The 23,306-nt window shown below is 72.3% G+C and carries 16 protein-coding genes and 1 pseudogene; 10 read left to right on the forward strand and 7 right to left on the reverse strand.

Going from position 1 to position 23,306, the window contains the following annotated elements:
* The first annotated feature begins 14 nt into the window (after positions 1-14).
* A complete protein-coding gene (locus ACFC96_RS22425; RefSeq protein ID WP_376256435.1) occupies positions 15-1,013 on the forward strand; it encodes a cation diffusion facilitator family transporter in 999 nt (332 codons plus the stop codon).
* On the opposite strand, the gene ACFC96_RS22430 is transcribed toward ACFC96_RS22425, so the two are convergent.
* Positions 997-1,794: a phosphatase gene (locus tag ACFC96_RS22430; protein WP_376613779.1), complete on the reverse strand. Its 798-nt coding sequence runs from the start codon at positions 1,792-1,794 to the stop codon at positions 997-999. The genes ACFC96_RS22425 and ACFC96_RS22430 overlap by 17 nt on opposite strands.
* A gap of 62 nt (positions 1,795-1,856) precedes the next feature.
* Positions 1,857-3,365 carry a PucR family transcriptional regulator ligand-binding domain-containing protein gene (locus tag ACFC96_RS22435; protein ID WP_376613781.1) on the reverse strand — a complete coding sequence of 503 codons (1,509 nt, stop codon included), beginning with the start codon at positions 3,363-3,365 and terminating at the stop codon, positions 1,857-1,859.
* Between the two features lie 178 nt (positions 3,366-3,543).
* Here ACFC96_RS22435 and ACFC96_RS22440 point away from each other — a divergent pair, with 178 nt between their 5' ends.
* The 7 genes from ACFC96_RS22440 (at position 3,544) to ACFC96_RS22470 (ending at position 14,935) form a co-directional block, all read left to right on the forward strand.
* Positions 3,544-5,016 (forward strand): sodium:solute symporter, encoded by a 1,473-nt coding sequence (locus ACFC96_RS22440; protein WP_376613783.1) that lies wholly within the window; start codon positions 3,544-3,546, stop codon positions 5,014-5,016.
* A gap of 72 nt (positions 5,017-5,088) precedes the next feature.
* Complete coding sequence (gene speB, locus ACFC96_RS22445) at positions 5,089-6,060, forward strand: agmatinase (protein ID WP_266564021.1); 972 nt, start codon at positions 5,089-5,091, stop codon at positions 6,058-6,060.
* A 132-nt stretch (positions 6,061-6,192) separates the two neighbouring features.
* Complete coding sequence (locus ACFC96_RS22450) at positions 6,193-7,866, forward strand: thiamine pyrophosphate-binding protein (protein WP_376613785.1); 1,674 nt, start codon at positions 6,193-6,195, stop codon at positions 7,864-7,866.
* A 253-nt stretch (positions 7,867-8,119) separates the two neighbouring features.
* Positions 8,120-9,046, forward strand: coding sequence for a serine hydrolase (locus ACFC96_RS22455; protein WP_376613787.1), 927 nt, complete (start codon positions 8,120-8,122; stop codon positions 9,044-9,046).
* 134 nt (positions 9,047-9,180) lie between these two features.
* The gene (locus ACFC96_RS22460; RefSeq protein WP_376613789.1) at positions 9,181-12,921 is read left to right on the forward strand and encodes an ABC transporter ATP-binding protein; all 3,741 of its coding nucleotides are present in this window, start codon (positions 9,181-9,183) and stop codon (positions 12,919-12,921) included.
* Between the two features lie 94 nt (positions 12,922-13,015).
* Positions 13,016-13,408, forward strand: a complete 393-nt coding sequence (locus tag ACFC96_RS22465) for a hypothetical protein (RefSeq protein ID WP_376256411.1) — start codon at positions 13,016-13,018, stop codon at positions 13,406-13,408.
* A 99-nt stretch (positions 13,409-13,507) separates the two neighbouring features.
* Complete coding sequence (locus tag ACFC96_RS22470) at positions 13,508-14,935, forward strand: S28 family serine protease (RefSeq protein ID WP_376256409.1); 1,428 nt, start codon at positions 13,508-13,510, stop codon at positions 14,933-14,935.
* Between the two features lie 21 nt (positions 14,936-14,956).
* On the opposite strand, the pseudogene ACFC96_RS22475 reads toward ACFC96_RS22470, so the two are convergent.
* The 3 genes and pseudogenes from ACFC96_RS22475 to ACFC96_RS22485 all read right to left on the reverse strand — a co-directional run.
* A pseudogene (locus ACFC96_RS22475) lies at positions 14,957-15,520 on the reverse strand (hypothetical protein); the annotation flags it as partial.
* A 168-nt stretch (positions 15,521-15,688) separates the two neighbouring features.
* Positions 15,689-17,542 (reverse strand): glycoside hydrolase family 3 protein, encoded by a 1,854-nt coding sequence (locus tag ACFC96_RS22480; RefSeq protein WP_376613791.1) that lies wholly within the window; start codon positions 17,540-17,542, stop codon positions 15,689-15,691.
* Between the two features lie 261 nt (positions 17,543-17,803).
* Complete coding sequence (locus tag ACFC96_RS22485; RefSeq protein ID WP_376613793.1) at positions 17,804-18,745, reverse strand: LysR family transcriptional regulator; 942 nt, start codon at positions 18,743-18,745, stop codon at positions 17,804-17,806.
* 134 nt (positions 18,746-18,879) lie between these two features.
* Between ACFC96_RS22485 and ACFC96_RS22490 the strand changes: the two genes are divergently transcribed.
* Positions 18,880-19,854 carry an EamA family transporter gene (locus tag ACFC96_RS22490; protein ID WP_376613981.1) on the forward strand — a complete coding sequence of 325 codons (975 nt, stop codon included), beginning with the start codon at positions 18,880-18,882 and terminating at the stop codon, positions 19,852-19,854.
* Positions 19,841-21,097 carry a 3-phosphoshikimate 1-carboxyvinyltransferase gene (gene aroA, locus ACFC96_RS22495; RefSeq protein WP_376256401.1) on the forward strand — a complete coding sequence of 419 codons (1,257 nt, stop codon included), beginning with the start codon at positions 19,841-19,843 and terminating at the stop codon, positions 21,095-21,097. Before ACFC96_RS22490 ends, aroA begins: the two co-directional genes overlap by 14 nt.
* Here aroA and ACFC96_RS22500 read toward each other — a convergent pair.
* Both ACFC96_RS22500 and ACFC96_RS22505 read right to left on the reverse strand, forming a co-directional pair.
* Positions 21,081-21,881, reverse strand: a complete 801-nt coding sequence (locus tag ACFC96_RS22500; protein ID WP_376613795.1) for a sugar phosphate isomerase/epimerase family protein — start codon at positions 21,879-21,881, stop codon at positions 21,081-21,083. The two genes, aroA and ACFC96_RS22500, sit on opposite strands and share 17 nt — an antisense overlap.
* A 355-nt stretch (positions 21,882-22,236) precedes the next feature.
* Positions 22,237-23,286 (reverse strand): LacI family DNA-binding transcriptional regulator, encoded by a 1,050-nt coding sequence (locus ACFC96_RS22505; RefSeq protein ID WP_376256397.1) that lies wholly within the window; start codon positions 23,284-23,286, stop codon positions 22,237-22,239.
* Between the last annotated feature and the right edge of the window lie 20 nt (positions 23,287-23,306).

The raw sequence follows: 23,306 nt of genomic DNA on the forward strand, positions 1-23,306 counted from the left end.
ATACCGTCACGTGCATGGGCACGAGCGCTGAGCAGAGTGGGACGGCCGCGGACGCGGGAGAGGACGGCGGGGGCGAGAGCGTCACCACCGTCCTCGTGGCGGCCGCCGCCAATCTCGGGATCGCCCTCGCCAAGGCCGTCGCCGGAATCATCAGCGGGTCGAGCGCCATGCTCTCGGAGGCGGCCCACTCGGTCGCCGACACCGTCACCGAGGTGCTGCTGCTCACCGCGCTGAAGCGCAGCGAGAAGCCCGCGGACGAGGAACATCCCCTCGGCTACGGGCCGGAGCGCTACATCTGGGCCCTGCTCGCCGCCGTCGCCACGTTCGTCGGCGGCGCCGTCTTCTCGGTCTACGACGGCATCCACACCCTGATCGCCGGCGAGGAGCTCGGCGACCCGCTCATCTCGTACATCGTCCTCGCCGTCGCCTTCGTCCTGGAAGGCTTCTCCCTGCGCACCGGGGTCAAGCAGGTCCGCGGGGAGGCCGCCCGCACGGGGGCGGCCGTGGGCCACTATCTGCGCCGCACCCCCGACACGGCCGTCAAGGCCGTCGTCATGGAGGACTCGGCCGCCCTCGTCGGCCTGCTCCTCGCCGCGGGCGGACTGCTCGGCGGTCAGCTCACCGGCTCCGGCGTCTGGGACGCCATCGCGTCCCTGTGCATCGGTGCGCTGCTCCTGTACGTCGCCTGGGTCCTCGGACGGTCCAACGCCGAACTCCTCATCGGGCGCCCGCTGCCCAAGGCGGTCCGCCTGGAGATCCGCGAACTGCTCGCCGGCGTCGAGCACATCGAGGCCGTACTCGAACTGACCACCCTCGTCCAGGGGCCGCGCGAGGCGCTCGTGGCGGCGAAGGTCGACCTGCGCGACACCTCGACCGCCGCGCAGATCGAGTGGGCCTGCGAGGAGGCGGCCGCGCGGGTGCGCGAGCGGTTCCCGAACGTGACCCGGGTCTACCTCGACCCGACGCCCGGGTTCGCGCAGCGGCGCGAGGAGGGGCTCAACCCGTGGGGCTGAGGCCCGCCGCGTCGAGGAGATAGGCCGTCATCGGGTCGTAGTGGCGCGGGCTCGTGACGTGGTCGTCGAGCGGCACCGTCACCTGAAGGGTGCCCTCCGCCTCGCCGACGAACAGCGCCGGGTCGTTGCAGTCCGCGTATCCGATGGAGTCGATCCCCCGCTGGCCCGCGCAGCCCGCCCAGCCGTGGTCGGCGACGACGAGGTTCGGCAGCGGGCGCCCCTCGCGCTCCAGGCCGTCCAGGATCCGCGCCATGGGGTCCGGGGAATGCGTGTGCCAGAGGGTCGCGCCGCGCTCCAGGACCGCCACGTCCGCGAACTGGAAGACCATGCCCTCGTCCGTCGACAGGCCCTCGGGGATCACGACGATCTCGCAGCCCGCCGCGCGCAGCGCCGCGGCCGTCGCGCGGTGCACGTCGAGGAGGCCGCCCGGGTGGCCCGTCGCGAACAGGACGCGCTCCTTGCCGGCCGCCGCCTTGCGCAGCCGGGCGCCCATCCGGTCCAGGGCGTCGACCGTGAGCTGCGGGTCGATGGTGTCCTGGCCGAAGCGGTACTCGGGGTCGTCGTTCACGCCGCAACGCTCCGCCATCACCGCGAGGACGTCCTGCTCGTCGGTCCAGCGGTCGCCGAGCTCCAGGCCGAGCCAGTAGTGGCGGTCGCCGTTCGCGAGCCTGCGGTAGTGGGAGAGGTTGTTGTCGCGGGGTGTGGCCACGTCGCCCGCGATGCGGGTGCGGATCAGATGGTCGACGAGCGCGTCGCGGCTGGGGATCCCGGGTATCGGCATGCCCCCCATTGTGCCGTCGGGCGCTGAGAGGAGCCCCGATGTCCCGGAGGGTGGGACGGGGGTCACTCAGCGTGGCGCAGAGCGAACCACAGCTCCATGCGCACGTCGGGGTCGTCCAGGTCGGTGTCCAGGAGCGTGGCGCACTTCGCGATGCGCTGCCGCACCGTGTTGCGGTGGACGGCGAGCGCGGTGGCCGTGCGGTCCCAACTCCCGTGCAGGGACAGCCAGGTGCGCAGTGTCTCGGTCAGCGCGGGGGAGTGCGCGATCGGGGCGAGGAGCGTCCGGGCGTGCGCCGTCACCTCCCCCGGGTCGAGGAGCGAGGCGAGTCCGCGCGCGTCCGCGTGGTGGTGCACGAGCGGGGCGCGGGTCGCCTTCGCCCGGGTCAGGGCACGCGAGGCCTGCGCGTCGGCCGCCGCCAGGTCGTCCGTGGGCGCCGCGCCGCTCACCCCCAGCACCCAGCCCTCCTGGGCGACGACCTCCTGGCCCGCGGGGAGCAGGGCGCGTACGAGGGAGTCGGTCGCGTCGAGGAGGGGCGTGCCGAGGGAGACGGGGGGAGGGGACGGACGGTCGGGCGCGGCGTGGACCACCCGCCACGTGCCGTCGCCGAGCAGCGCCGCGACGGCGGCCGGCTCCTCGCCGAGCAGGAGCCGGACCAGGGCCGCCGAGCGCGCCGTCTCGGCCGTCGTCTGGTGTTCGCCCGTGAGCAGGGAGAGCAGGACCACCGCCACCCCCGCGATGGTGTGGTCGCCGGGGTCGCGGTGGCCGACCGCCGTCCCCAGCGCGTAGCCCTGGCCGCCGCCCAGCGCGTACGCCGCCAGGTGCGCGCCGCCCACCGTGTCCGCAGCCGACGTGGGCGCGGGGAAGAGACGGGTCTCGCCGGGGCGCACGATCCGCATCAGCTGCGCCATCGCCGCCCTCACCTCGGCCGACGGATCGGGACCGGCCCGGCCGACCTCCGTGCCGTCCGGCGCGGTGAGCACCGCCCAGCCGCCGGTGCGCTGCGCCAGCTGCCGCAGCACCGCGGGCACCGGGTAGGGGCGTGCCGCCGCCGTGGCGAGGCCCTGCTGCGCCTCGCTGACGCGGCGCAGCTCCGCGTGGCGCGCCTGGGCCATCAGCTGCCACACCGCGCGGGTCACCCCGCTGAACGTGGAGTGGGGCGGCACCTCGAGCAGCGGCAGCCCGTGCCGCTCACAGGCCTCGACCAGGGCGCGCGGCACCGTGTCGTGCACCGGCGCGACCCCGAAGCCGAGCGCCGCCCCGCCCGCCGCGACGATCCGCGCCACGTAGTCGTCGTAATAGGGGCCCGTGCCCGCCGACTCCGTCGCGTGCACCCCGGCGGTCAGCAGCAGCTCACCGCCGAGCAGATACGGGTACGGGTCGGCCATCTCGGACGTGTGCGCCCAGTGGATCACCGTGTCGGGGCCCACGGGCGGGCCCGCGATCTGGCGCAGGCCCAGGTCCTCGCGGGCGAGCAGCGCGGTGAGCGGCACCGGCGGGGTCGGCGGAACGGCCGGTGCGGGGGGCGCGGAGGGGCCTGGCGGGCCCGCCGTCGGCCGGGTTGCGTCCGGCATGGTGGATGTTTTCTCCATCCAGTCGCGGGAGAGTGGATAAAAAGTACACTTCAGCGTTGCTTTCAGGCCACCTAAGGTCGTGCCGACCGCAGGCCCCGGGTACGGGCGGATGTCCCCACGGCCGGTCACCCACCCCCATCTGCACGACACGCCACCGAGGTGCGCGAAGGAGGGCCCTATGGCCGTCGACTACACAGTGATCGTCGTCTATCTCGCCGGCATGCTCGCCATGGGCTGGTGGGGCATGCGCCGCGCCAAGTCCAAGAGCGAGTTCCTCGTGGCGGGCCGCAGGCTCGGCCCGATGATGTACTCCGGCACCATGGCCGCGATCGTGCTCGGCGGCGCCTCCACCATCGGCGGCGTGGGCCTCGGCTACCAGTACGGCCTGTCCGGCGCGTGGATGGTCTTCACCATCGGCCTCGGCCTGCTCGCCCTGTCCGTGTTCTTCTCGGCGCGCATCGCCCGCCTGAAGGTCTACACCGTCTCCGAGATGCTCGACCTGCGCTACGGCGGCCGGTCCGGACTCATCTCCGGCGTCGTGATGTGGGCGTACACGCTGATGCTCGCCGTCACGTCGACCATCGCCTACGCCACGATCTTCGACGTGCTGTTCGACATGAACCGCACCATCGCGATCATCCTCGGCGGCTCGATCGTCGTCGCGTACTCGACGCTCGGCGGCATGTGGTCCATCACCCTCACCGACATGGTGCAGTTCGTGGTGAAGACCATCGGTGTGCTGCTCCTGCTGCTGCCGATCGCCGTCATCAAGGCCGGCGGCTTCAGCGAGATGAAGGCCAAGCTGCCCACCGAGTACTTCGACCCGCTGGGCATCGGCGGCGAGACGATCTTCACCTACGTGCTGATCTACACGTTCGGCATGCTGATCGGCCAGGACATCTGGCAGCGCGTGTTCACGGCCCGCAGCGACAAGGTCGCCCGTGTGGGCGGCACCGTCGCGGGCACCTACTGCCTGGTCTACGCCGTCGCCGGCGCCGTCATCGGCACCGCCGCGAAGGTCATGTACCCGAAGCTGCCCAGCGCCGACGCCGCGTTCGCGACCATCGTCAAGGACGAGCTCCCCATCGGTGTGCGCGGCCTGGTGCTCGCCGCCGCGCTCGCCGCCGTCATGTCGACGTCGTCCGGCGCCCTGATCGCCTGCGCGACCGTCGCCAACAACGACATCTGGTCGCGGCTGCGAGGCGCCATCAAGCCCTCCGGCCAGAACGCCGACGAGCCCCACGACGAGGTGAAGGGCAACCGCCTCTTCATCCTGATCATGGGCGTCGCGACGATCTGCATCGCCATCGCGCTCAACAACGTCGTCGAGGCCCTGACCGTCGCCTACAACCTGCTCGTCGCCGGGCTCCTCGTGCCGATCCTCGGCGGTCTGCTGTGGAAGCGCGGCACCGTGGCAGGCGCCCTCGCCGCCGTCTGCGTCGGCGGACTCTCCGTCATCGGCCTGATGTGGGGCTACGGGATCCTCGCCAACGAGCCCGTCTACTACGGCCTCCTGCTGTCCCTCGCCGCCTTCGTCATCGTCTCCCTGGCCACCAGGCCGACCGACGCCGCGGTGCTCGCCACCTGGCGCGAGCGGCTCGCCGGGCGCGGGACCGAGGCGGACGCGGAGCCGGCCACCGCCACCCAGTAATTTCAGAATGCGCTGCGTAGCCCCGTCCAGGGCTGCGCAGCGCCTTGAAGCGTAGGAAAGAAGGCAATTCGCATGAGCAGCAACGAGACGCCCCGCGGTCCGGTCGACTCCTCCCGCGTCCCGCGGTACGCCGGTCCCGCCACCTTCGCCCGGCTGCCCCGCCTCGACGAGGTGGGCACCGCGGACGTGGCCGTCGTGGGCGTGCCCTTCGACACGGGCGTCTCGTACCGGCCGGGTGCCCGCTTCGGCGGCAACGCGATCCGCGAGGCGTCCCGGCTGCTGCGCCCGTACAACCCGGCGCAGGACGCCTCCCCGTTCGCCCTCGCGCAGGTCGCGGACGCCGGAGACATCGCGGCCAACCCGTTCAACATCAACGAGGCCGTCGAGACGATCGAGGCCGCGGCCGACGACCTCCTCGGCACCGGCGCCCGCATGATGACGCTCGGCGGCGACCACACCATCGCGCTGCCGCTGCTGCGCTCGGTCGCCAAGAAGCACGGCCCGGTCGCGCTGCTCCACTTCGACGCGCACCTCGACACGTGGGACACGTACTTCGGCGCCGAGTACACGCACGGCACCCCGTTCCGCCGCGCCGTCGAGGAGGGCATCCTCGACACCGAGGCGCTCTCCCACGTCGGCACGCGCGGCCCGCTGTACGGCAAGCAGGACCTGACCGACGACGAGAAGATGGGCTTCGGCATCGTCACCTCGGCGGACATCTACCGCCGCGGCGCCGACGAGGTCGCCGACCAGCTGCGCCAGCGCATCGGCGACCGCCCGCTGTACATCTCCATCGACATCGACTGCCTCGACCCGGCCCACGCGCCCGGCACCGGCACCCCCGAGGCCGGCGGCATGACCTCGCGCGAGCTCCTGGAGATCCTGCGCGGCCTGTCGTCCTGCAACCTCGTCTCCGCCGACGTCGTCGAGGTCGCCCCGGCCTACGACCACGCGGAGATCACCGCCGTCGCCGCCTCGCACACCGCGTACGAGCTGACGACGATCATGTCGCGTCAGATCGCGCAGAGCCGCGCGGCGAAGTAGTCCTGGTCGGGTTGTGGACACCCGTTCCGCTGGGGGTCCCCCAGGTCCTTCAGACACCTGAGGGAGGAACGGGTGGGCGCAACCCGGCCACCGGGCCGCACCCGACCGACCACGCCACGCCCCGAGGGACCCATGACCCACGACCACGACCTGGAACTGCTGCCGACGGCCGCGCAGACCGAAGCCGCCCTGAACCCTCCGCCCGGCCGCAACGGCGGTGACCTCGTCGTCGAGACGCTGCACGGCCTCGGCGCGTCCACCGTCTTCGGGCTCCCCGGCCAGCACGCGCTCGGCATGTTCGACGCGCTGCGCCGCTCGGACCTGCGGTACGTGGGCCTGCGCGTGGAGAACAACGCGGGCTTCGCGGCCGACGCGTACGGGCGCGTGACCGGTGAGGTCGCGCCCCTCCTGCTCTCCACAGGCCCGGGCGCGCTGATGTCGCTCGCCGCGCTCCAGGAGGCGGCGGCCGCCTCGGCGCCGGTCCTGGCCATCGGCAGCCAGATCCCGGTCGCCGGGCTCGGCGGCGGGCGCCACGGCTATCTGCACGAACTGCGCGACCAGCAGGCCTCGTTCCGGGACGTGGTCAAGTCCGTCCACACCGTGCGGACGCAGTCGCAGATCCCCTCCGCGATCGCCGCCGCCTGGGAGTCCGCCCTCACCGCGCCGCACGGCCCGGTGTGGGTGGAGATCCCGCAGGACGTGCTCCTCGCACAGACGGCCCTTCCGGTCGTCACGGCGATGGACGCGACCCCGCGCGACCTGGTGCCGCGCCCCGAACTGACGGCCGTGGCAGCCGACCTGCTGTCCCGCGCCGAGCGCCCCGTGATCATCGCGGGCGGCGGCGTCGTACGGTCGGACGCGAGCGGCAAGCTGGTCGCGCTCGCGGAGAAGGTCGACGCCCCGGTCGTGTGCACCTTCGGCGGCAAGGGCGCGTTCCCCTGGGAGCACCCGCTCTCGCTCCAGTCGTGGATGGAGGACCGCCACACGACGGATCTCCTGGAGGACGCGGACGTCCTGCTGGTCGTCGGCTCCGGCCTGGGCGAACTCTCCTCGAACTACCACACGTTCGCGCCGCGCGGCCGGGTGATCCAGATCGAGGCGGACGCCGGAAAGCTGGAGTCCAACCACCCGGCGCTCGGCATCCACGCGGACGCGCGCCTGGCGCTCTCGGCGCTCCTGGAGACGGTCACGGAGCGGGTGGACCCGTCCGCACCCGAGCGGGTCTCGGCCCTGCTCGCCGCCGTCCGTGAACGCCTCGACGGCCAGGACCTGGCCTTCGAACGGGAGATCCTGGGTTCTGTGAGGGCGGCACTCCCGGCCTCCTCCCCCTCCTTCTGGGACATGACGATCCTGGCGTACTGGGCCTGGTCGGCGTGGCCGGGCGCGCTGCACTCGGCGCAGGGCGCGGGCGGCCTCGGCTACGGCTTCCCGGCCGCGCTCGGCGCCGCCGCGGCCGACCCGTCGAAGCCGGTCCTCGCGGTCTCGGGCGACGGCGGCGCGATGTACTCGATCGCGGAACTGGCCACGGCGAAGCAGTACAACCTGCCGGTGACCTGGCTGATCGTGGACGACGGCGGCTACGGCATCCTGCGCGAGTACATGACGGACGCGTTCGGCGAAGCCACGGCAACGGAACTGGCCCGCCCGGACTTCGTGGCGCTCGCCGAGTCCTTCGGGGTCCCGGGCGTACGCACGTCCCCCGAGACGCTTCAGGAGGACCTGGCCAAGGCCCTCGCGGAACCGGGCCCGTCGGTCGTGGTACTCCCGGCACTGCTGAAGATGTTCGCGCCCACGCATCTGGGCTGAGGTACGCATCCGGGCTGAGGTGACCGGGGCGACCGGTTGTGCGCGCGGCGGCCCCCGGGAGATGTCCTCCCGGGGGCCGTTGGCGTTTGCGGTCCCTGGTCCGCCTGGGGGTGCGTCCACGGGGTGCCCGGCAGCGCCATGACGCACTCCCGGATCTGTCGGGGTTCGTACAACCCTTCGCCCCCACCCAGGAGTCATGTGAGGCGAGTGCGCTCGATCGGAGCGTGCTCGGTTCGTTCCAGGGGGGAATCGCATGACTCGCCGCATATCCATAAGCGCTGCCCGTGTGCTCCCGGCGGTCGTCGCCGCCGGAGTCCTCGTGCCGCTCGTCGCGGGCGCCGCGCCCGCGTCCGCCGCGACCACACCGCAGGTCACCTGCACCTCCGGCAAGGCCGGCCTCGCCGCGAAGCTCCAGAAGGACATCACCGCCGCCCTCGCGAGCCGTAAGGGGACCGTCGCCGTCGGGCTCCACGACCGGACCACGAACACCACGTGTTCGCTGCGGGCCACGTCCTCGTACGACTCCGCCAGTGTCGTGAAGGTGACCGTTCTCGCCACGCTGCTCTGGGACGCCAAGAAGACCGAGCGGTATCTGACGACGCGCGAGGCGAACCTCGCCACCGCCATGATCACCAAGTCGGACAACGCGGCCACCACCTCGCTGTGGAAGCAGCTCGGCACCACCAAGGTGAAGGGCTTCCTCAAGGCCGCCGGGATGACGCGGACCGTGCCGGGGTCCGGTGGCTACTGGGGGCTGACCCAGATCAACGTCCAGGACGAGCAGAAGCTGCTCTCGCTGGTCACCGCCAAGAACTCCGTCCTCAGTGACAACTCCCGCGCCTACATCCTCAAGCTCATGGGGAAAGTCGTGTCCTCACAGCGGTGGGGGACCCCGGCCGGCGCGCCCTCGTCCGTCGCCGTGCACGTCAAGAACGGCTGGCTGCAGCGCTCCACGCACGGCTGGCGCGTGCACAGCATCGGCGCGTTCCAGGGCGGCGGACACGACTACACGATCTCCGTCCTGACGCACGGGAACAGCACCATGAGTTACGGCGTGGACACGATCCAGGGCGTGGCCAAGGCGATCCACAAGGATCTGACACCGACCGCCCCTGCTGCGTCCCGCTACACGCCGACCACCACCCCCAAGGAGGCGTTCGTCGCTGCGCCCGGGAACTGACGGAACCGGGACCTGAGGACCAGGGCGGCTCGGACCTTGGTCCCGGTCCGCTCCCCGATTTGTTGCGGCGGGATGAAATCCGCCGGTCTCCGCGTTGGGCCTCTCGGCAGGTCAGGACAACAGGAGGCGGACACGTGGCGGAGCAACGGGGCTGGGGCCGGCGTCTGGCCGGGTACGCGTGGCGGTACCCGAAGGACGTCGTGCTCGCGCTCGGCGCGTCGCTGGGCGGCATGGCCGTCATGGCGCTGGTGCCGCTGATCACCAAGGTGATCATCGATGACGTGGTCCAGGACCACACCCGCTCCATGGGCCCGTGGGCCGGCGCTCTGATCGGCGCCGCCCTCGTCGTCTACGTCTTCACCTACATCCGCCGCTACTACGGCGGCCGCCTCGCGCTCGACGTCCAGCACGACCTGCGCAACGAGATGTACGGGACGATCACCCGGCTCGACGGCCGGCGTCAGGACGAGCTGTCCACCGGCCAGGTCGTCGGCCGGGCGACCAGCGACCTCCAGCTCATCCAGGGCCTGCTCTTCATGCTCCCGATGACCATCGGGAACGTGCTGCTCTTCCTGATCTCCCTCGTGATCATGGCGTGGCTGTCCCTGCCGCTCACCCTCGTCGCGCTCGCCGTCGCCCCCGCCCTCTGGTTCATCGCCAAGCGCAGCCGCTCCCGCCTCCACCCCGCCACCTGGTACGCGCAGGCGCAGGCCGCCGCCGTCGCCGGGGTCGTGGACGGGGCGGTGTCCGGCGTGCGCGTCGTGAAGGGCTTCGGGCAGGAGGACCAGGAGACCGGGAAGCTCAGGGAGGTCGGGCGGCGGCTGTTCGCCGGCCGCCTGCGCACCATCCGGCTGAACTCCAAGTTCACCCCCGCACTCCAGGCCGTGCCGGCCCTCGGTCAGGTCGCGATGCTCGCGCTCGGCGGCTGGCTCGCGGTCCGCGGCCAGATCACGCTCGGCACGTTCGTCGCGTTCTCCAGCTACCTCGCCCAGCTCGTCGGCCCCGTCCGCATGCTCGCCATGGTCCTGACCGTCGGCCAGCAGGCCCGCGCCGGCGTCGAGCGCGTGCTCGAACTGATCGACACGGAGCCGTCCCTCGAGGACGGCACGAAGGATCTGCCCGCCGACGCTCCGGCGACGGTCGAGTTCGACGACGTGTCGTTCTCGTACGAGGGCGCCGACCGCTCCGTACTCGACGGACTGTCCTTCGAGATCCCGGCGGGCCAGACCCTCGCCGTCGTCGGCTCCTCCGGCTCCGGCAAGTCGACCGTCTCGCTGCTCCTGCCGCGTTTCTACGACGTCACGCACGGTGCCGTCCTGGTGGGCGGCCACGACGTGCGCGAACTGACCCTCGACTCGCTGCGGGCCGCGATCGGGCTCGTGCCCGAGGACTCCTTCCTCTTCTCCGACACCATCCGCGCGAACATCGCGTACGGCGCCCCCGACGCGAGCGACGAGCAGATCGAGACCGCGGCCCGCGCCGCCCAGGCCGACCGCTTCATCGCCGAGCTCCCCGACGGCTACGACACGACCGTCGGCGAGCACGGCCTCACCCTCTCCGGCGGCCAGCGCCAGCGCATCGCGCTCGCCCGCGCCATCCTCACCGACCCCCGTCTGCTCGTCCTCGACGACGCCACGTCCGCCGTCGACGCGCGGGTGGAACACGAGATCCACGAGGCACTGCGCGGCGTCATGGCCGGCCGCACCACCCTCCTCATCGCGCACCGCCGCTCGACCCTCGGCCTCGCCGACCGCATCGCCGTCCTCGACGGCGGGCGCCTCGCCGCGATCGGCACCCACGAGGAGCTGGAGGCCGGATCGGCCCTCTACCGGCGCCTGCTCACCGACCCCGACGAGCTCGGCGGTGTCTCGCCGGGCCACGTCACGCCCGCGCTGCCCGACGAGGACACCTCCGTACGCGACGAGCTGGACGCCGAGTTCGACGCCGAGCGAGGCATCACCCCCACCCTGTGGACGGGTGACCGCGAGGCGAAGAACGGCGAGGACCGGGCGCTCGCCGGGATGCCCGCGACGCCCGAGCTGCTCGCGCAGGTCGAGGCCCTGCCCGCCGCGACCGATGTCCCGGACATCGACGAGGCGCGCGCCGTGACGGCCGAGGAGTCGTACGGGCTGCGCCGCCTGCTGCGCGGATTCGGCGCGCCTTTGCTGATCAGCCTCGTGCTCGTCGCGCTGGACGCGGGCATGGGGCTGCTGCTCCCCGTGCTGATCCGGCACGGCATCGACGAGGGTGTCTCGCAGCTCGCGCTCGGCGCCGTGTGGGCGGCCGCCGGACTCGGCCTGGTCACCGTGCTCGTCCAGTGGTGCGCGCAGATCGGCGAGACCCGCATGACGGGACGCACCGGCGAGCGGGTCCTCTACTCGCTGCGCCTGAAGATCTTCTCCCAGCTCCAGCGGCTCGGCCTCGACTACTACGAGCGGGAGCTGACCGGGCGCATCATGACCCGGATGACGACCGACGTGGACGCCCTGTCGACGTTCCTCCAGACGGGCCTGGTCACCGCCTTCGTCTCCGTCGTCACGTTCTTCGGCATCATGGGCGCGCTGCTCGTCATCGACGTCCAGCTCGCCCTGGTCGTCTTCGTGACGCTGCCGCCGCTGATCGTCGGCACGTTCTTCTTCCGCCGCTCCAGCGTCAAGGCGTACGAACTCGCCCGTGAGCGTGTCTCGGTGGTCAACGCCGACCTCCAGGAGTCCGTCGCCGGACTGCGGATCGTGCAGGCGTTCCGGCGCGAGCGCGCGGGCGCCGAGCGGTTCGCCGAGCGCAGCGGCGCCTACCGCAGCGCCCGTATCCGCGGCCAGTGGCTGATCTCGGTGTACTTCCCGTTCGTGCAGTTCCTGTCGTCCGTCGCCGCGGCCGCGGTCCTGATGGTGGGCGCGGGCCGGGTCGAGGCGGGCACCCTGACGACCGGCGCGCTCGTCGCGTACCTCCTGTACATCGACCTGTTCTTCGCGCCCGTGCAGCAGCTCTCCCAGGTCTTCGACGGCTACCAGCAGGCCACCGTCTCGCTCGGCCGCATCCAGGAGCTGCTCCAGGAGCCGACGTCCACGAAGGACGCGGAGGAACCCCTCGACGTCCTCTCCCTGCGCGGCGAGATCGCCTTCGAGGACGTGGACTTCGCCTACGGGGCCGCCGACGGCTCCGAGGCGGCGCTCAGCGACGTGGCCCTGCGTATCCCCGCCGGGCAGACCGTCGCCTTCGTCGGCGAGACCGGCGCGGGCAAGTCGACCCTCGTCAAGCTCGTCGCCCGCTTCTACGACCCGACGGCGGGCCGCGTCACCGTCGACGGCACCGACCTGCGCGCCCTCGACCTGACGAGCTACCGCCACCGCCTCGGCGTCGTACCGCAGGAGGCGTACCTCTTCCAGGGCACCGTGCGCGACGCCATCGCCTACGGCCGCCCCGACGCGACCGACGCCCAGGTGGAGGCGGCGGCCCGCGCGGTCGGCGCGCACGAGATGATCGCCACCCTGGAAGGCGGCTACCTCCACGAGGTCGCCGAGCGCGGCCGCAACCTGTCGGCCGGGCAGCGGCAGTTGATCGCGCTGGCCCGCGCCGAGCTCGTCGACCCCGACATCCTGCTGCTCGACGAGGCGACCGCCGCGCTCGACCTCGCCACGGAGGCTCAGGTCAACCAGGCCACGGACCGGATCGCGGGCAAGCGCACGACCCTCGTCGTCGCGCACCGGCTCACCACCGCGGCCCGCGCCGACCGGGTCGTCGTGATGGCCGACGGGCGCGTCGCGGAGGACGGCACGCACGCCGAGCTCCTCTCGCTCGGCGGGCGGTACGCCGAGCTGTGGCGGACCTTCGCCGGCGAGCCCGAGCCCGAGGCGGAGATCAGCTCTTCGCTGTGACGGAGGACCGGTGCAACCACCGGCCCTGTGTGCGGCGTCCGTTCATCAGTACGCTGTGGCACACGTGACGGGAGGGACGACGGTGGGTGGAGGCATGAGCGAAGGCGGCATACGCAGACGGCTGGCGGCCGCGGCGGCAGTACTGACCTCCTCGGCGCTGCTGGCCCTGGCGGGTCCGGCCGTCGGCACGGCCCAGGCCGCGGCGATCTGTCCCGGCCACAAGGTGCGCACCCTGCCGTTCTCCACCGGCAGGACGGTCCTCTACCGCAGCGGCAACTACCTCTGCGCGGTCACCCTCACCAAGCGCGACGGCGTACGGCAGAAGATGTCGGTCAGCGTGCAGGCGCGCGGCAGCAGGCCGGTTCAGGACAGCGGGCGCTACACCCACCACGCGGGCCCGGTGACCGTCCACACGGGTCACCGCTGCGTGTGGGTGAGGGGTGCGGTCGGCGGGGCGTCGGTGAGCTCCGGCTGGATCCTTTGCTGAACGCGCCCCGTGCGCTCACAGAACATCAAGAACCCCTGACAGAACAGATGTTCCTCCGCTAGGTTCCGGTGCGCATCTGTGTTCTACAGGGGAGTATGCATGCGCAATGCGCTGAGATGGCTGCTGGCGCTCGTGGTGCTGATAGGCACCGTGAGCACGGCCACAGCGGCCACCGCCGCTCAGGCCCGGCCGGCGGCCGCCGACACCAGTACCGATATCAAGGACCGGCTCCTCGCCATACCCGGCATGAGCCTGGTGGAGGAGAAGCCCTACACCGGCTACCGCTACTTCGTCCTCAACTACACCCAGCCGGTCGACCACCGGCACCCGTCCAAGGGCACGTTCCAGCAGCGCATCACCGTGCTGCACAAGGACGTCAGCCGCCCGACGGTCATGTTCACCAGCGGCTACAACGTGTCCACGACGCCCAGCCGCAGCGAGCCGACCCGCATCGTCGACGGCAACCAGATCTCCGTGGAGTACCGCTACTTCACCCCTTCCCGGCCCGCCCCGGCCGACTGGTCCAAGCTCGACATCTGGCAGGCGGCCAGTGACCAGCACGCCATCTACCAGGCCCTCAAGCCGGTCTACGGCAAGAACTGGCTGACCACCGGCGGCTCCAAGGGCGGCATGACGGCCACGTACTACGAGCGCTTCTACCCGCGCGACATGGACGGCGTCGTCGCGTACGTCGCGCCGAACGACGTCGTGAACAAGGAGGACTCGGCGTACGACGACTTCTTCAAGACGGTCGGCCCGAAGGACTGCCGCGTGGCCCTGCAGGACGTGCAGCGCGAGACGCTGGTGCGCCGCGACGCCCTGGAGAAGAAGTACGCGGAGTACCTGAAGGCCAACAACTACACGGTGGACACCGTCGGTTCGCTGGACAAGGCCTACGAGGCCACCGTCCTCGACCTGGTGTGGGGCTTCTGGCAGTACCAGCCGTCGCAGACGGCGTGCGCCGAGGTGCCCGACGCCGCGACGGTCACGGACCAGGCGCTCTTCGACTACGTCGACGCGGTCGGCGGCTGGTCCTCGTACGCGGACCAGAGCCTCGCCACGTACACGCCGTACTACTACCAGGCGGGTACGCAGCTCGGCTCGCCCGACATCAAGCAGCCCTGGCTGGGCAACCTGTCGCGCTACGGCTACCAGCCGCCGCGCAACTTCGTGCCGCGCTCCATCCCGATGAAGTTCCAGCCGTCGGCGATGCGCGACGTGGACTCCTGGGTGCGTCACCACGCGACGCGGATGCTGTACGTCTACGGCTCCAACGACCCGTGGGGCGCCGAGCGGTTCCGCCCCGGCAAGGGCTCGACGGACTCGTACGTGCTCACCGCCCCCGGCGCCAACCACGGGGCGAACGTCGCCGGTCTGAACGCCGACGACAAGACCTTCGCCACGGAGCGGATCCTGAAGTGGGCCGGCGTCTCCGCCCCCGCCGCGCAGGCCGCCAAGCCGCTGGCCCCGTACGACGCCAGGCTCGACAAGCGTGACGTCCAGCGTGAGCTGACCCTGCGGCCGTAACCGCCGGGGCTGCACCCGGACCGCGCATCCCACCGGTTCGGACCCGCCCAGCGTCACGTACAACGCCGTGAGCGCGGGGCACTCGGCGCGCTCGACCGCCGCGGCGGCCACCCGGTACTGGGGTTTCTCCCTGCCGGAGCCGTCGCAGGCGGTCTCGCGGACCTGGCCGCGGCCCGCCGCGTACACGCAGTCCCCGACGATCGTGCGGGGCCCGCCGCCGCCCCCCGGATCCCCGGGGTGCGGCGGCTCCAGGTTGCGCATGCAGGCGTAGCCCCGCGGGATCTCCCCGGCGGCGGTTCCGTCGCTCCCGACGAGCGAGGGCCGGTCCTCGGTGATGTGCAGGACGAAGTCGGTGCGGGCCGGGCACATCGGCCCGTCCGCCGCCTTTCCGTCGTAGCGCGCGGTGACCCGCGCCACCGCCCGCTCACTCCTGCACGGCACCTCGGTGAACGTCTCACGCCCGTGCGAGCTGCACTCGTCCACGGCGAGGAACACCGCCCCGTACCCCGACGGCGACCGGTCGGCTCCCGGCGAAGGTCCGCCGGCCCCCGCGTCCGGCGCCCCCTGACACGCCGCGAGCGGCATGACGAGCGACGCCGCGCACACCGCACCCACCCACCGAGCCCTGTTCCACGCAAGCATGGCAAACCCCCCGATACGCACCCCCAGCGTGACCCGCCGGGGCGGGCGCACGCCAGGCGTACGGGGTGGTTCGGGCAGGGTGGGGTGGTGCGCCGGGTGTGCGGCGTACGTCTAGTACGACAACCCGTACCCGATCGGGTACAGCACCTGCGCCGGATCGTCGGCCTGCTGCACGGGCACGGGCAGCTTGCCCCGCGGCCTGGCCCGGCCGGCGATCACCCGCACCGCGGCCCGCAGTTCGACGTCGGTCCACGAGTACGAGGCGAGCGAGGCCCCGACGCCGGGCACCTGCGCGATGTCGTACGGGTTGCGGATCGCGACCGCGACGACCGGGACGCCGGTGGCGGCCAGGGCGTTCACGAGCCGCTGCTGAGCGCTGCCCTTCGTGACGTTGTACGTGCCGACCAGGACCGCGTCCTTGCCCTGAGCGGCGGCGACCGCCTCGTCGATCTTCGCCTGGTTCGGCGCCGTCCCGGTCGACAACACCGTCGCGGTGAAGCCGAGTTCGGTCAGGGCCTGGCCGAGCGTCGTCGTCGGCGGGCCCGTCGTGCCGGAGGGGGAGGCCGGGTCGGCGCCGACCACGAGGATGTTCCTGTGGGTGCGGCGCGACAGCGGGAGCAGCCCGTTCTTGTTGAGCAGGAGCGTCGTGGTGGCCTCGGCGATGCGGTCGGCGGCGGCCAGGTGCTCCCGGGTGCCGACGCTCTTGTCGACGCCACGGCCGGTGACGTACGGCTCGTCGAACAGGCCCAGCTTCTCCTTGAGGCGCAGGACGCGCAGGATCGACTCGTCGAGGCGCTCCTCCGTCAGCTCGCCGCTCTTCACGGCGTCGAGGACGGCGTTCCAGGACACCTCCAGGGAGGGCGGGTTGAGGAGCTGGTCCACGCCCGCCTTCAGGGCGAGCACCGGCACACGGTCGTCGCCGTACTTGTCGCGGACGCCCTGCATGCCGAGGGAGTCGGTGACGATGAGGCCCTCGAAGCCGAGTTCCTGGCGCAGGATGCCCGTCATGATCGGATGCGAGAGCGTCGCCGGGTCGCCCGAGCCGTCGAGGTCGGGGACCATGATGTGCGCGGTCATGATCGAATCGATGCCCGCGGCGATCGCGGCCTTGAACGGGGGCGCGTCGATCTTCTGCCACTGCTCGCGCGTGTGCGTGATGATCGGGAAGCCGAAGTGGCTGTCGGTGGCGGTGTCGCCGTGGCCGGGGAAGTGCTTGGCCGTGGAGGCGATGTCGGCGCTCTGGTAGCCCTTGACCTCGGAGGCGACCAGGCCCGCGACGGCCTCGGGGTCGGCGCCGAAGGACCGCACGCCGATGACCGGGTTGGCCGGGTTGATGTTCACGTCGGCGTCGGGCGCGTAGTTCTGGCGGATGCCTACCGCGCGCAGTTCGGCGCCGGCGATCCGGCCCAGGGTGCGGGCGTCGGAGCGCGAGCCGCCCGCACCGATGGCCATGGCGCCCGGGAAGAGTGTCGCGGGCTCGCCGACGCGGCAGACGATGCCGTGTTCCTGGTCGGTGGAGATGAGCAGCGGGATACGGCTCGGCTGGGCGAGGCCCGCGCGCTGGATGCCGTTCGACAGGTCGGCGATCTGGTGCGGGTCGCGGGTGTTGTGCGCCCAGGTGAAGTAGATGATGCCGCCGAGCTTGTACTTGTCGATCAGCTCGGCCGCGGTGCGGACGCCGATCTCGGCGAGGTTGGCGTCGATGTCGGCCTGGTCGGGGTCGGTGGCGGAGTGGCCGTAGACCCGCATCACGAAGAGCTGGCCGACCTTCTCCTCGAGGCTCATCCGGGAGATGAGCTGCTTGAGTCGCGCGTCCTTGTCCTTGCGTGACGCGTCGTCGGCCTGGGCCGGGGCGCCGGACAGGGTGACCGCGGCGGCGCCCGCGGTGGCGGCGGCGAGCAGGGTGCGTCTGGACAGACTGTGATGCACGTGCGCACTCCTTCCGGAGGAGAACTGGTGATCCATGTCCTGAAAGAAACTTCCGAGGGTCACGATTATCCGGAAAGTTTCTGCCAGTCAAGGGTGCGCGCAGTCGGGGCGGCGGAAGGGCCGAGGAAGGGGCTGTCGCCGGCGCGAGGGAGGGGGCGCGCCGCTGGAGCCAGGGGGCGGCATCCCTCCTGACTGCCGGTCGGCGGTCCTGGCCCGTCTGCTCCACCTGCTCCCCTGATTCACCCGATCTGTCCGATCCCTCTAACTCATCCGATCCCTCTAACCCGTCCGATCCCTCTAACCCGTCTGGTCCGTCTGGTCCGTCTGTTCCGGCTCCCGGGTGACCTCGCCCCACCGCTCCCGCAGCGTCCGTACGGCCTCCGCGATGGCCGGCCTGCGTGACGCACCTGTCCGCCACAGCGCGTACAGGTGCCGTACGGGCATGGGGTCCAGCGGCACGGCGACGACGCCGTCCGGCAGCGGGCCGCGGCCGAGCCGGGGGATCAGCGCGACGCCCAGCCCGGCCGCGACGAGCGCGGTCAGCGTCGGGTTCTCCTCGGCCTGGTGTCTGATGTCGGGCTCGAAGCCCGCCGCCCGCAGCGTCCGCACCAGCCAGTCGTGGCACACCCGCCCCGGCGGCTGTGACACCCACCGCTCGCCGCCGAGTTCCTCGCGGCGCACCGCGTCACGTCCGGCGAGCGGATGCCCTGCCGGTACGAGCAGGTCGCACAGGTCGTCCCCGATGGCGGCCTGCTCCACGCCGGCGGGGGCCGGCAGCGGGGCGATGTCCCAGTCGTGGGCGACGGCCAGGTCGACGGCCCCCTTGGCGACCAGGTCGACCGAAAGATGCGGGTCGACCTCCGTGAGCCGGGCATCCAGCGCGGGATGCCGTACGGCGAGATCCGCGAGGACGGACGGCAGCAGACCGCGCGCCGCCGACGCGAACGCGGCGATCGTCAGCCGCCCGGCCGGGAGCCCGCGCCGCTCCTCCAGATCGGTCTCGGCCCGCTCGACGATGACCATCAAGTCCTGTGCCGTACGGGCGAGTTCGAGGGCCTCGTCGGTGAGGCGGACGCCCCGTCCGTGCCGTTCGAGGAGCACGGTCCTCGTCTCCCGCTCCAGCTTGGAGATCTGCTGCGAGACCGCGGACGGCGTGTAGCCGAGCGCCGCCGCGGCGGCCCCGACCGTGCCGTGCACGGAGACGGCGTGCAGCGCGCGCAGCCGCTGAAGATCGAGCATGCCGGCCTCCCGGTGGGTCTGGGGCGGGATCTGGAGGTATTCGTTAGCGCTGCTGAATTCAACCATGCAGACATTCGCGCTGGTGCTACACGGTTGTGCCCGGTGATCCTCGACGCATGGCTCCTACGCTCCCCATGCGCCCTTCCCACATCGCGCTCGCCGTCCTCGTCGCCGCCATCTGGGGCGTCAACTTCGTCGTCATCGAGGTCGGCCTCGACCACTTCCCGCCGCTGCTCTTCTCGGCGCTGCGCTTCCTCGTCGCGGCACTGCCCGCCGTGTTCTTCGTGGGGCGGCCCGAGGTGGCGTGGGACGGGGTCTCCCCTGCGCGAGCGAAGGTGAGGACCTGGGGATGCGTCGTCGGTGTCGGACTGGCCCTCGGCGTCATGAAGTTCGGTCTGCTCTTCGTCGGCATGAACCAGGGGATGCCCGCCGGGCTCTCCTCCCTCGTCCTGCAGATCCAGGCCGTGTTCACCGCCCTGTTCGCCTTCGTCGCGCTCGGCGAACGGCCCGGCCCGATCCGCCTGGCCGGCATGGCCGTCGCGCTCGCCGGGATCGGCGTCGCCGCCGCCGACGAGGGTGCGAGCGGCCCCCTGCTCGGCTTCACGCTCGTCGTCCTGGCCGCCGTCGGCTGGGGCGTCTCGAACGTCCTCACCCGCAAGGCGGCGCCGTCCGCCCCCTTCACCTTCATGGTGTGGACGTCGGCCGTCCCCGTTCTGCCGCTGCTCGCGCTCTCCCTCACCTTCGAGGGCTGGGACCGCGACACACGGGCGCTCGCGGAGCTCGACTGGAGCGGCGCCGGCATCATCGCGTTCGTCGCCTGGGTCACCACGCTCTTCGGCTTCGGCGCCTGGAGCTTCCTGCTGCGCAGCCACCCCGCCTCGTCGGTCGCCCCGTTCTCGCTGCTCGTCCCGGTGTTCGGGATGTCGTCCGCCGCACTCTTCCTCGGCGAGAGCGTCAGCCCTCTGCGCTGGTGCGCGGCCGCGCTGCTCGTCGGCGGTGTCGCCCTCGCCTCGCTCGCGCCCGCTCCCCGGAACCGCGCCGTCCAGCGTGTGGACACTCCGGCGCCCGCGCCGGCCGTCGAGGACCATGAAGCGCATGCCAGTCGTTGAGATCCCCGGTTCCAAGTCCGTGACGGCGAGGGCCCTGTTCCTCGCCGCGGCCGCGCAGGGCACCACCACCCTCGTACGCCCCCTCAGCTCCGACGACACCGAGGGCTTCGCCGAAGGACTGCTCCGCCTCGGCTACGGCGTCGAACGCGGCCCGGACGCCTGGCACATCGAGGGCCGCCCGACGGGCCCCGCCACCACGGACGTCGACGTGTACTGCCGGGACGGCGCGACCACCTCTCGCTTCCTGCCCACACTCACCGCGGCCGCCGCGCACGGCACGTACCGCTTCGACGCCTCGCCCCAGATGCGCCGCCGTCCCCTCGCGCCGCTCACCAGGGCCCTGCGCGACCTGGGTGTGGACCTCCGTCACGAGGAGGCCGAGGGGCATCATCCGCTCACGGTCACGGCGGCCGGAGTCCGGGGCGGCGACGTCACCCTCGACGCGGGCCAGTCCTCCCAGTACCTCACCGCGCTCCTGCTGCTCGGCCCGCTGACCAGGACCGGACTGCGCATCACGGTCACCGACCTGGTCTCGGCGCCGTACATCGGGATCACCCTCGCCATGATGCGCAGCTTCGGGGCCGAAGTCCGCCGTGACGGGGACGTGTTCACGGTCGCGCCCGGCGGCTACCGAGCCACCACCTACGCGATCGAACCCGACGCCTCGACGGCGAGCTACTTCTTCGCGGCGGCGGCCGTCACCGGCGGCGAGATCACCGTCGAAGGGCTCGGGAAGGACGCGCTCCAGGGCGACCTGGCGTTCGTCGACGTACTGCGGCGCATGGGCGCCGGGGTGACGACGACGGCGGACCGCACCACGGTCACCGCCCCCGGCCCCGCGGGCCTGTCCGGCGTCACGGTCAACATGCGGGACATCTCCGACACGATGCCGACGCTCGCCGCGATCGCGCCGTACGCGAGCGGCCCGGTCCGTATCGAGGACGTGCACAACACCCGCGTCAAGGAGTGCGACCGCCTGGACGCCTGCGCGCAGAACCTGCGCGCGCTCGGGGTGACGGTGGCGACGGGACCCGACTGGATCGAGATCCAGCCGGGCACCCCGGCCCCGGCACGGATCACCACGTACGGGGATCACCGCATCGCGATGTCCTTCGCGGTGACGGGCCTGCGGACCCCGGGTGGCGTCACGTTCGACGACCCGGGGTGCGTGCGGAAGACGTTCCCCGGCTTCCACGAGGCCTTCGCGAAGGTGTTCGGACAGGCGTCTACGCCGACTCGTTGAGCAGCCGGTCGAGATGCTCGCGCCCGGCCGTCAGAAGCCCGGGCAGCGGGGCGGCGTCCGGGTACCAGCGCTTCTCGTACTCCCAGCACAGCCACCCGTCCCAGCCCTCGCGGCACAGCACGTCCACGACCTCGGTGAGCGGCAGCACGCCCGCGCCCAGCGCGAGCGGCGTCGTGTCGTCGGTCCCCGCGATGTCCTTCACCTGGACGTAGCCCAGGTGCGGGGACAGCGCCGCGTACGACTGAACGGGCTGCTCGCCGCCGAGCCATGTGTGCATGACGTCCCACAGGGCGCCGACCTGCCGGTGTCCGACCGTGCCGAGCACGCGTGTCGCGTCGGCGCCGGTGCGGTGCGAGTCGTGGGTCTCCAGGAGGATGCGGACGCCGAGGTCTGCGGCGTACTCGGCGGCGGTGCCCAGGCGCCGGGCGGCCGCGGCGTCGGCCTCGGCGCGGCTCTGCTCGGTTCCGCCGCCCGGGAAGACGCGTACGTAGGGCGCTCCGACGTCGCGGGCGAGTTCGAGGAGTGACCTGATCTCCGCGATCACGGGTTCGTCCTCGCCGGGAGCCGCCACCCGCGCGTACCCGGCGAGCCCGAGGATCTCGACCCCGGCGGCCTTGAACTCGGCGGCGGCGTCCGCCCGTTCGGTGGGACCGAGCCCCGGGTGTACGGGTTCCTCGGGATGGGCGCGCAGCTCGACACCGTGATACCCGTGATCGCCGGCGAGCCGGACGACATCGGCGAGGGGAAGCCCGGGAACCCCGAGCGTGGAGAAGGCCAGTTTCATGGCGGGGACGCTACCTGTCCCCTGACACGGGTCAAGGGCGCGCCGGGCGGGGCTGCGGCGGCCGGGTGACAAGGCCCACGCCGCGCGGCACCTCGCCGGCCCGGGCTCAAGGGTCTTGCCTCGTGCCCAGGCCGGTTTCCGGTGGCGGTGCGTCGGTCGTCGGCCCGTGTGCGGGCGTGGCGTCTCGCCGGCCCGCGTTCAAGGGTCGTGCCTTGTGCTCCGGTCGGTTTCCGGTGGTGGGGTGTCGGTCGTCGGCCCGTGTCCGGGCGTGGCGTCTCGCCGGCCCAGGCTCAAGGGTCTTGCCTTGTGCCCCGGCCCGCGCCCGGGCGTGGCGCCCCGCTCGTCGGCCGGAGGCCTACGCCTTGGACGGAGCCCCGGTCGACCCCCGCACCATCAACTCCCCTTGAACCACTGCCGTCCCTCCGGCGGGAGCCGCCTCGCGGCCCATGGCGATGCGGCCCGCGCGGGCCCCGGCCTCCGCCAGCGGCAGCCGGACCGTCGTGAGGGCCGGTACCGCGTCCACACTGAACGGCAGGTCGTCGAAGCCGGCCACGGAGACGTCCCCGGGGATGCTCAGGCCCGCCTCCCGCAGCGCTGCGCACGCGCCGAGCGCCACCGTGTCGTTCGCGGCGACCACGGCCGTCAACGACGGTTCTCGGCGCAGGAGTTCGACCGTCGCCTCGTAACCGGACCGCCGGTCGTACGGGCCGTGCACCGTCCGCCCGGCGTCGTCGGGCACGCCCCGTGCCGCCAGCGCCGCACGGTGTCCCTCGAGGCGGTGGCGGGTCGTCGTCCGTTCCTCGGGGCCCGCGATGTAGCCGATCCTGCGGTGGCCGAGGCCGAGCAGGTGGTCCGTGAGGGCCTTGCCGCCGCCGCGGTTGTCGAAGGCGAGCGCCACCGCGTCCGTGTCCGGCACGGGGGGCCGCCCGCACAGGACGACCCGGGTCCCGGCGTCCGCGAGGCGCCGCAGCTTCCCGGAGATCGCCCTGGCGTGCTCGGCGTCCTCGACGGCGCCGCCCGTGAGGACGACGGCCGCCGCCCGTTGGCGCTGGAGGAGCGTCAGATAGGTGAGTTCGCGCTCGGGCGACCCGCCGGTGTTGCACACGACCGCGAGCCGCTCGCCGCCCGCGCGGCCGCCGGGCCCCACGATCTCGGACTGCACGGCCCCGGCCATGATCCCGAAGAACGGGTCGGCGATGTCGTTCACGAGGATGCCGACGAGGTCGGAGGTGGCGGCGGCCAGGGCGCTGGCCGGCCCGTTCAGTACGTAGTCGAGGTCGTCCACCGCGCGCAGCACCCGCTCGCGCGTGGCCGCGGCCACCGGGTAGTTGCCGTTCAGTACGCGGGACACGGTGGCGGGGGAGACCTGGGCGCGGGCCGCCACGTCCGCCAGGGTCACGGTCATCGCATCATCCTCCGGTCGCC

The organism is Streptomyces sp. NPDC055955 (assembly GCF_042270245.1).
Lineage (GTDB): Bacteria > Actinomycetota > Actinomycetes > Streptomycetales > Streptomycetaceae > Streptomyces.

Bases quoted from the DNA above. Each gene is read 5' to 3' on its own strand.
- ACFC96_RS22425 (WP_376256435.1), top strand. From the start codon at position 15: ATGGGCACGAGCGCTGAGCAGAGTGGGACGGCCGCGGACGCGGGAGAG.
- ACFC96_RS22430 (WP_376613779.1), bottom strand. From the start codon at position 1,794: ATGCCGATACCCGGGATCCCCAGCCGCGACGCGCTCGTCGACCATCTG.
- ACFC96_RS22435 (WP_376613781.1), bottom strand. From the start codon at position 3,365: ATGCCGGACGCAACCCGGCCGACGGCGGGCCCGCCAGGCCCCTCCGCG.
- ACFC96_RS22440 (WP_376613783.1), top strand. From the start codon at position 3,544: ATGGCCGTCGACTACACAGTGATCGTCGTCTATCTCGCCGGCATGCTC.
- speB (WP_266564021.1), top strand. From the start codon at position 5,089: ATGAGCAGCAACGAGACGCCCCGCGGTCCGGTCGACTCCTCCCGCGTC.
- ACFC96_RS22450 (WP_376613785.1), top strand. From the start codon at position 6,193: ATGACCCACGACCACGACCTGGAACTGCTGCCGACGGCCGCGCAGACC.
- ACFC96_RS22455 (WP_376613787.1), top strand. From the start codon at position 8,120: ATGACTCGCCGCATATCCATAAGCGCTGCCCGTGTGCTCCCGGCGGTC.
- ACFC96_RS22465 (WP_376256411.1), top strand. From the start codon at position 13,016: ATGAGCGAAGGCGGCATACGCAGACGGCTGGCGGCCGCGGCGGCAGTA.
- ACFC96_RS22470 (WP_376256409.1), top strand. From the start codon at position 13,508: ATGCGCAATGCGCTGAGATGGCTGCTGGCGCTCGTGGTGCTGATAGGC.
- ACFC96_RS22480 (WP_376613791.1), bottom strand. From the start codon at position 17,542: ATGGATCACCAGTTCTCCTCCGGAAGGAGTGCGCACGTGCATCACAGT.
- ACFC96_RS22485 (WP_376613793.1), bottom strand. From the start codon at position 18,745: ATGCTCGATCTTCAGCGGCTGCGCGCGCTGCACGCCGTCTCCGTGCAC.
- ACFC96_RS22490 (WP_376613981.1), top strand. From the start codon at position 18,880: ATGCGCCCTTCCCACATCGCGCTCGCCGTCCTCGTCGCCGCCATCTGG.
- aroA (WP_376256401.1), top strand. From the start codon at position 19,841: ATGCCAGTCGTTGAGATCCCCGGTTCCAAGTCCGTGACGGCGAGGGCC.
- ACFC96_RS22500 (WP_376613795.1), bottom strand. From the start codon at position 21,881: ATGAAACTGGCCTTCTCCACGCTCGGGGTTCCCGGGCTTCCCCTCGCC.
- ACFC96_RS22505 (WP_376256397.1), bottom strand. From the start codon at position 23,286: ATGACCGTGACCCTGGCGGACGTGGCGGCCCGCGCCCAGGTCTCCCCC.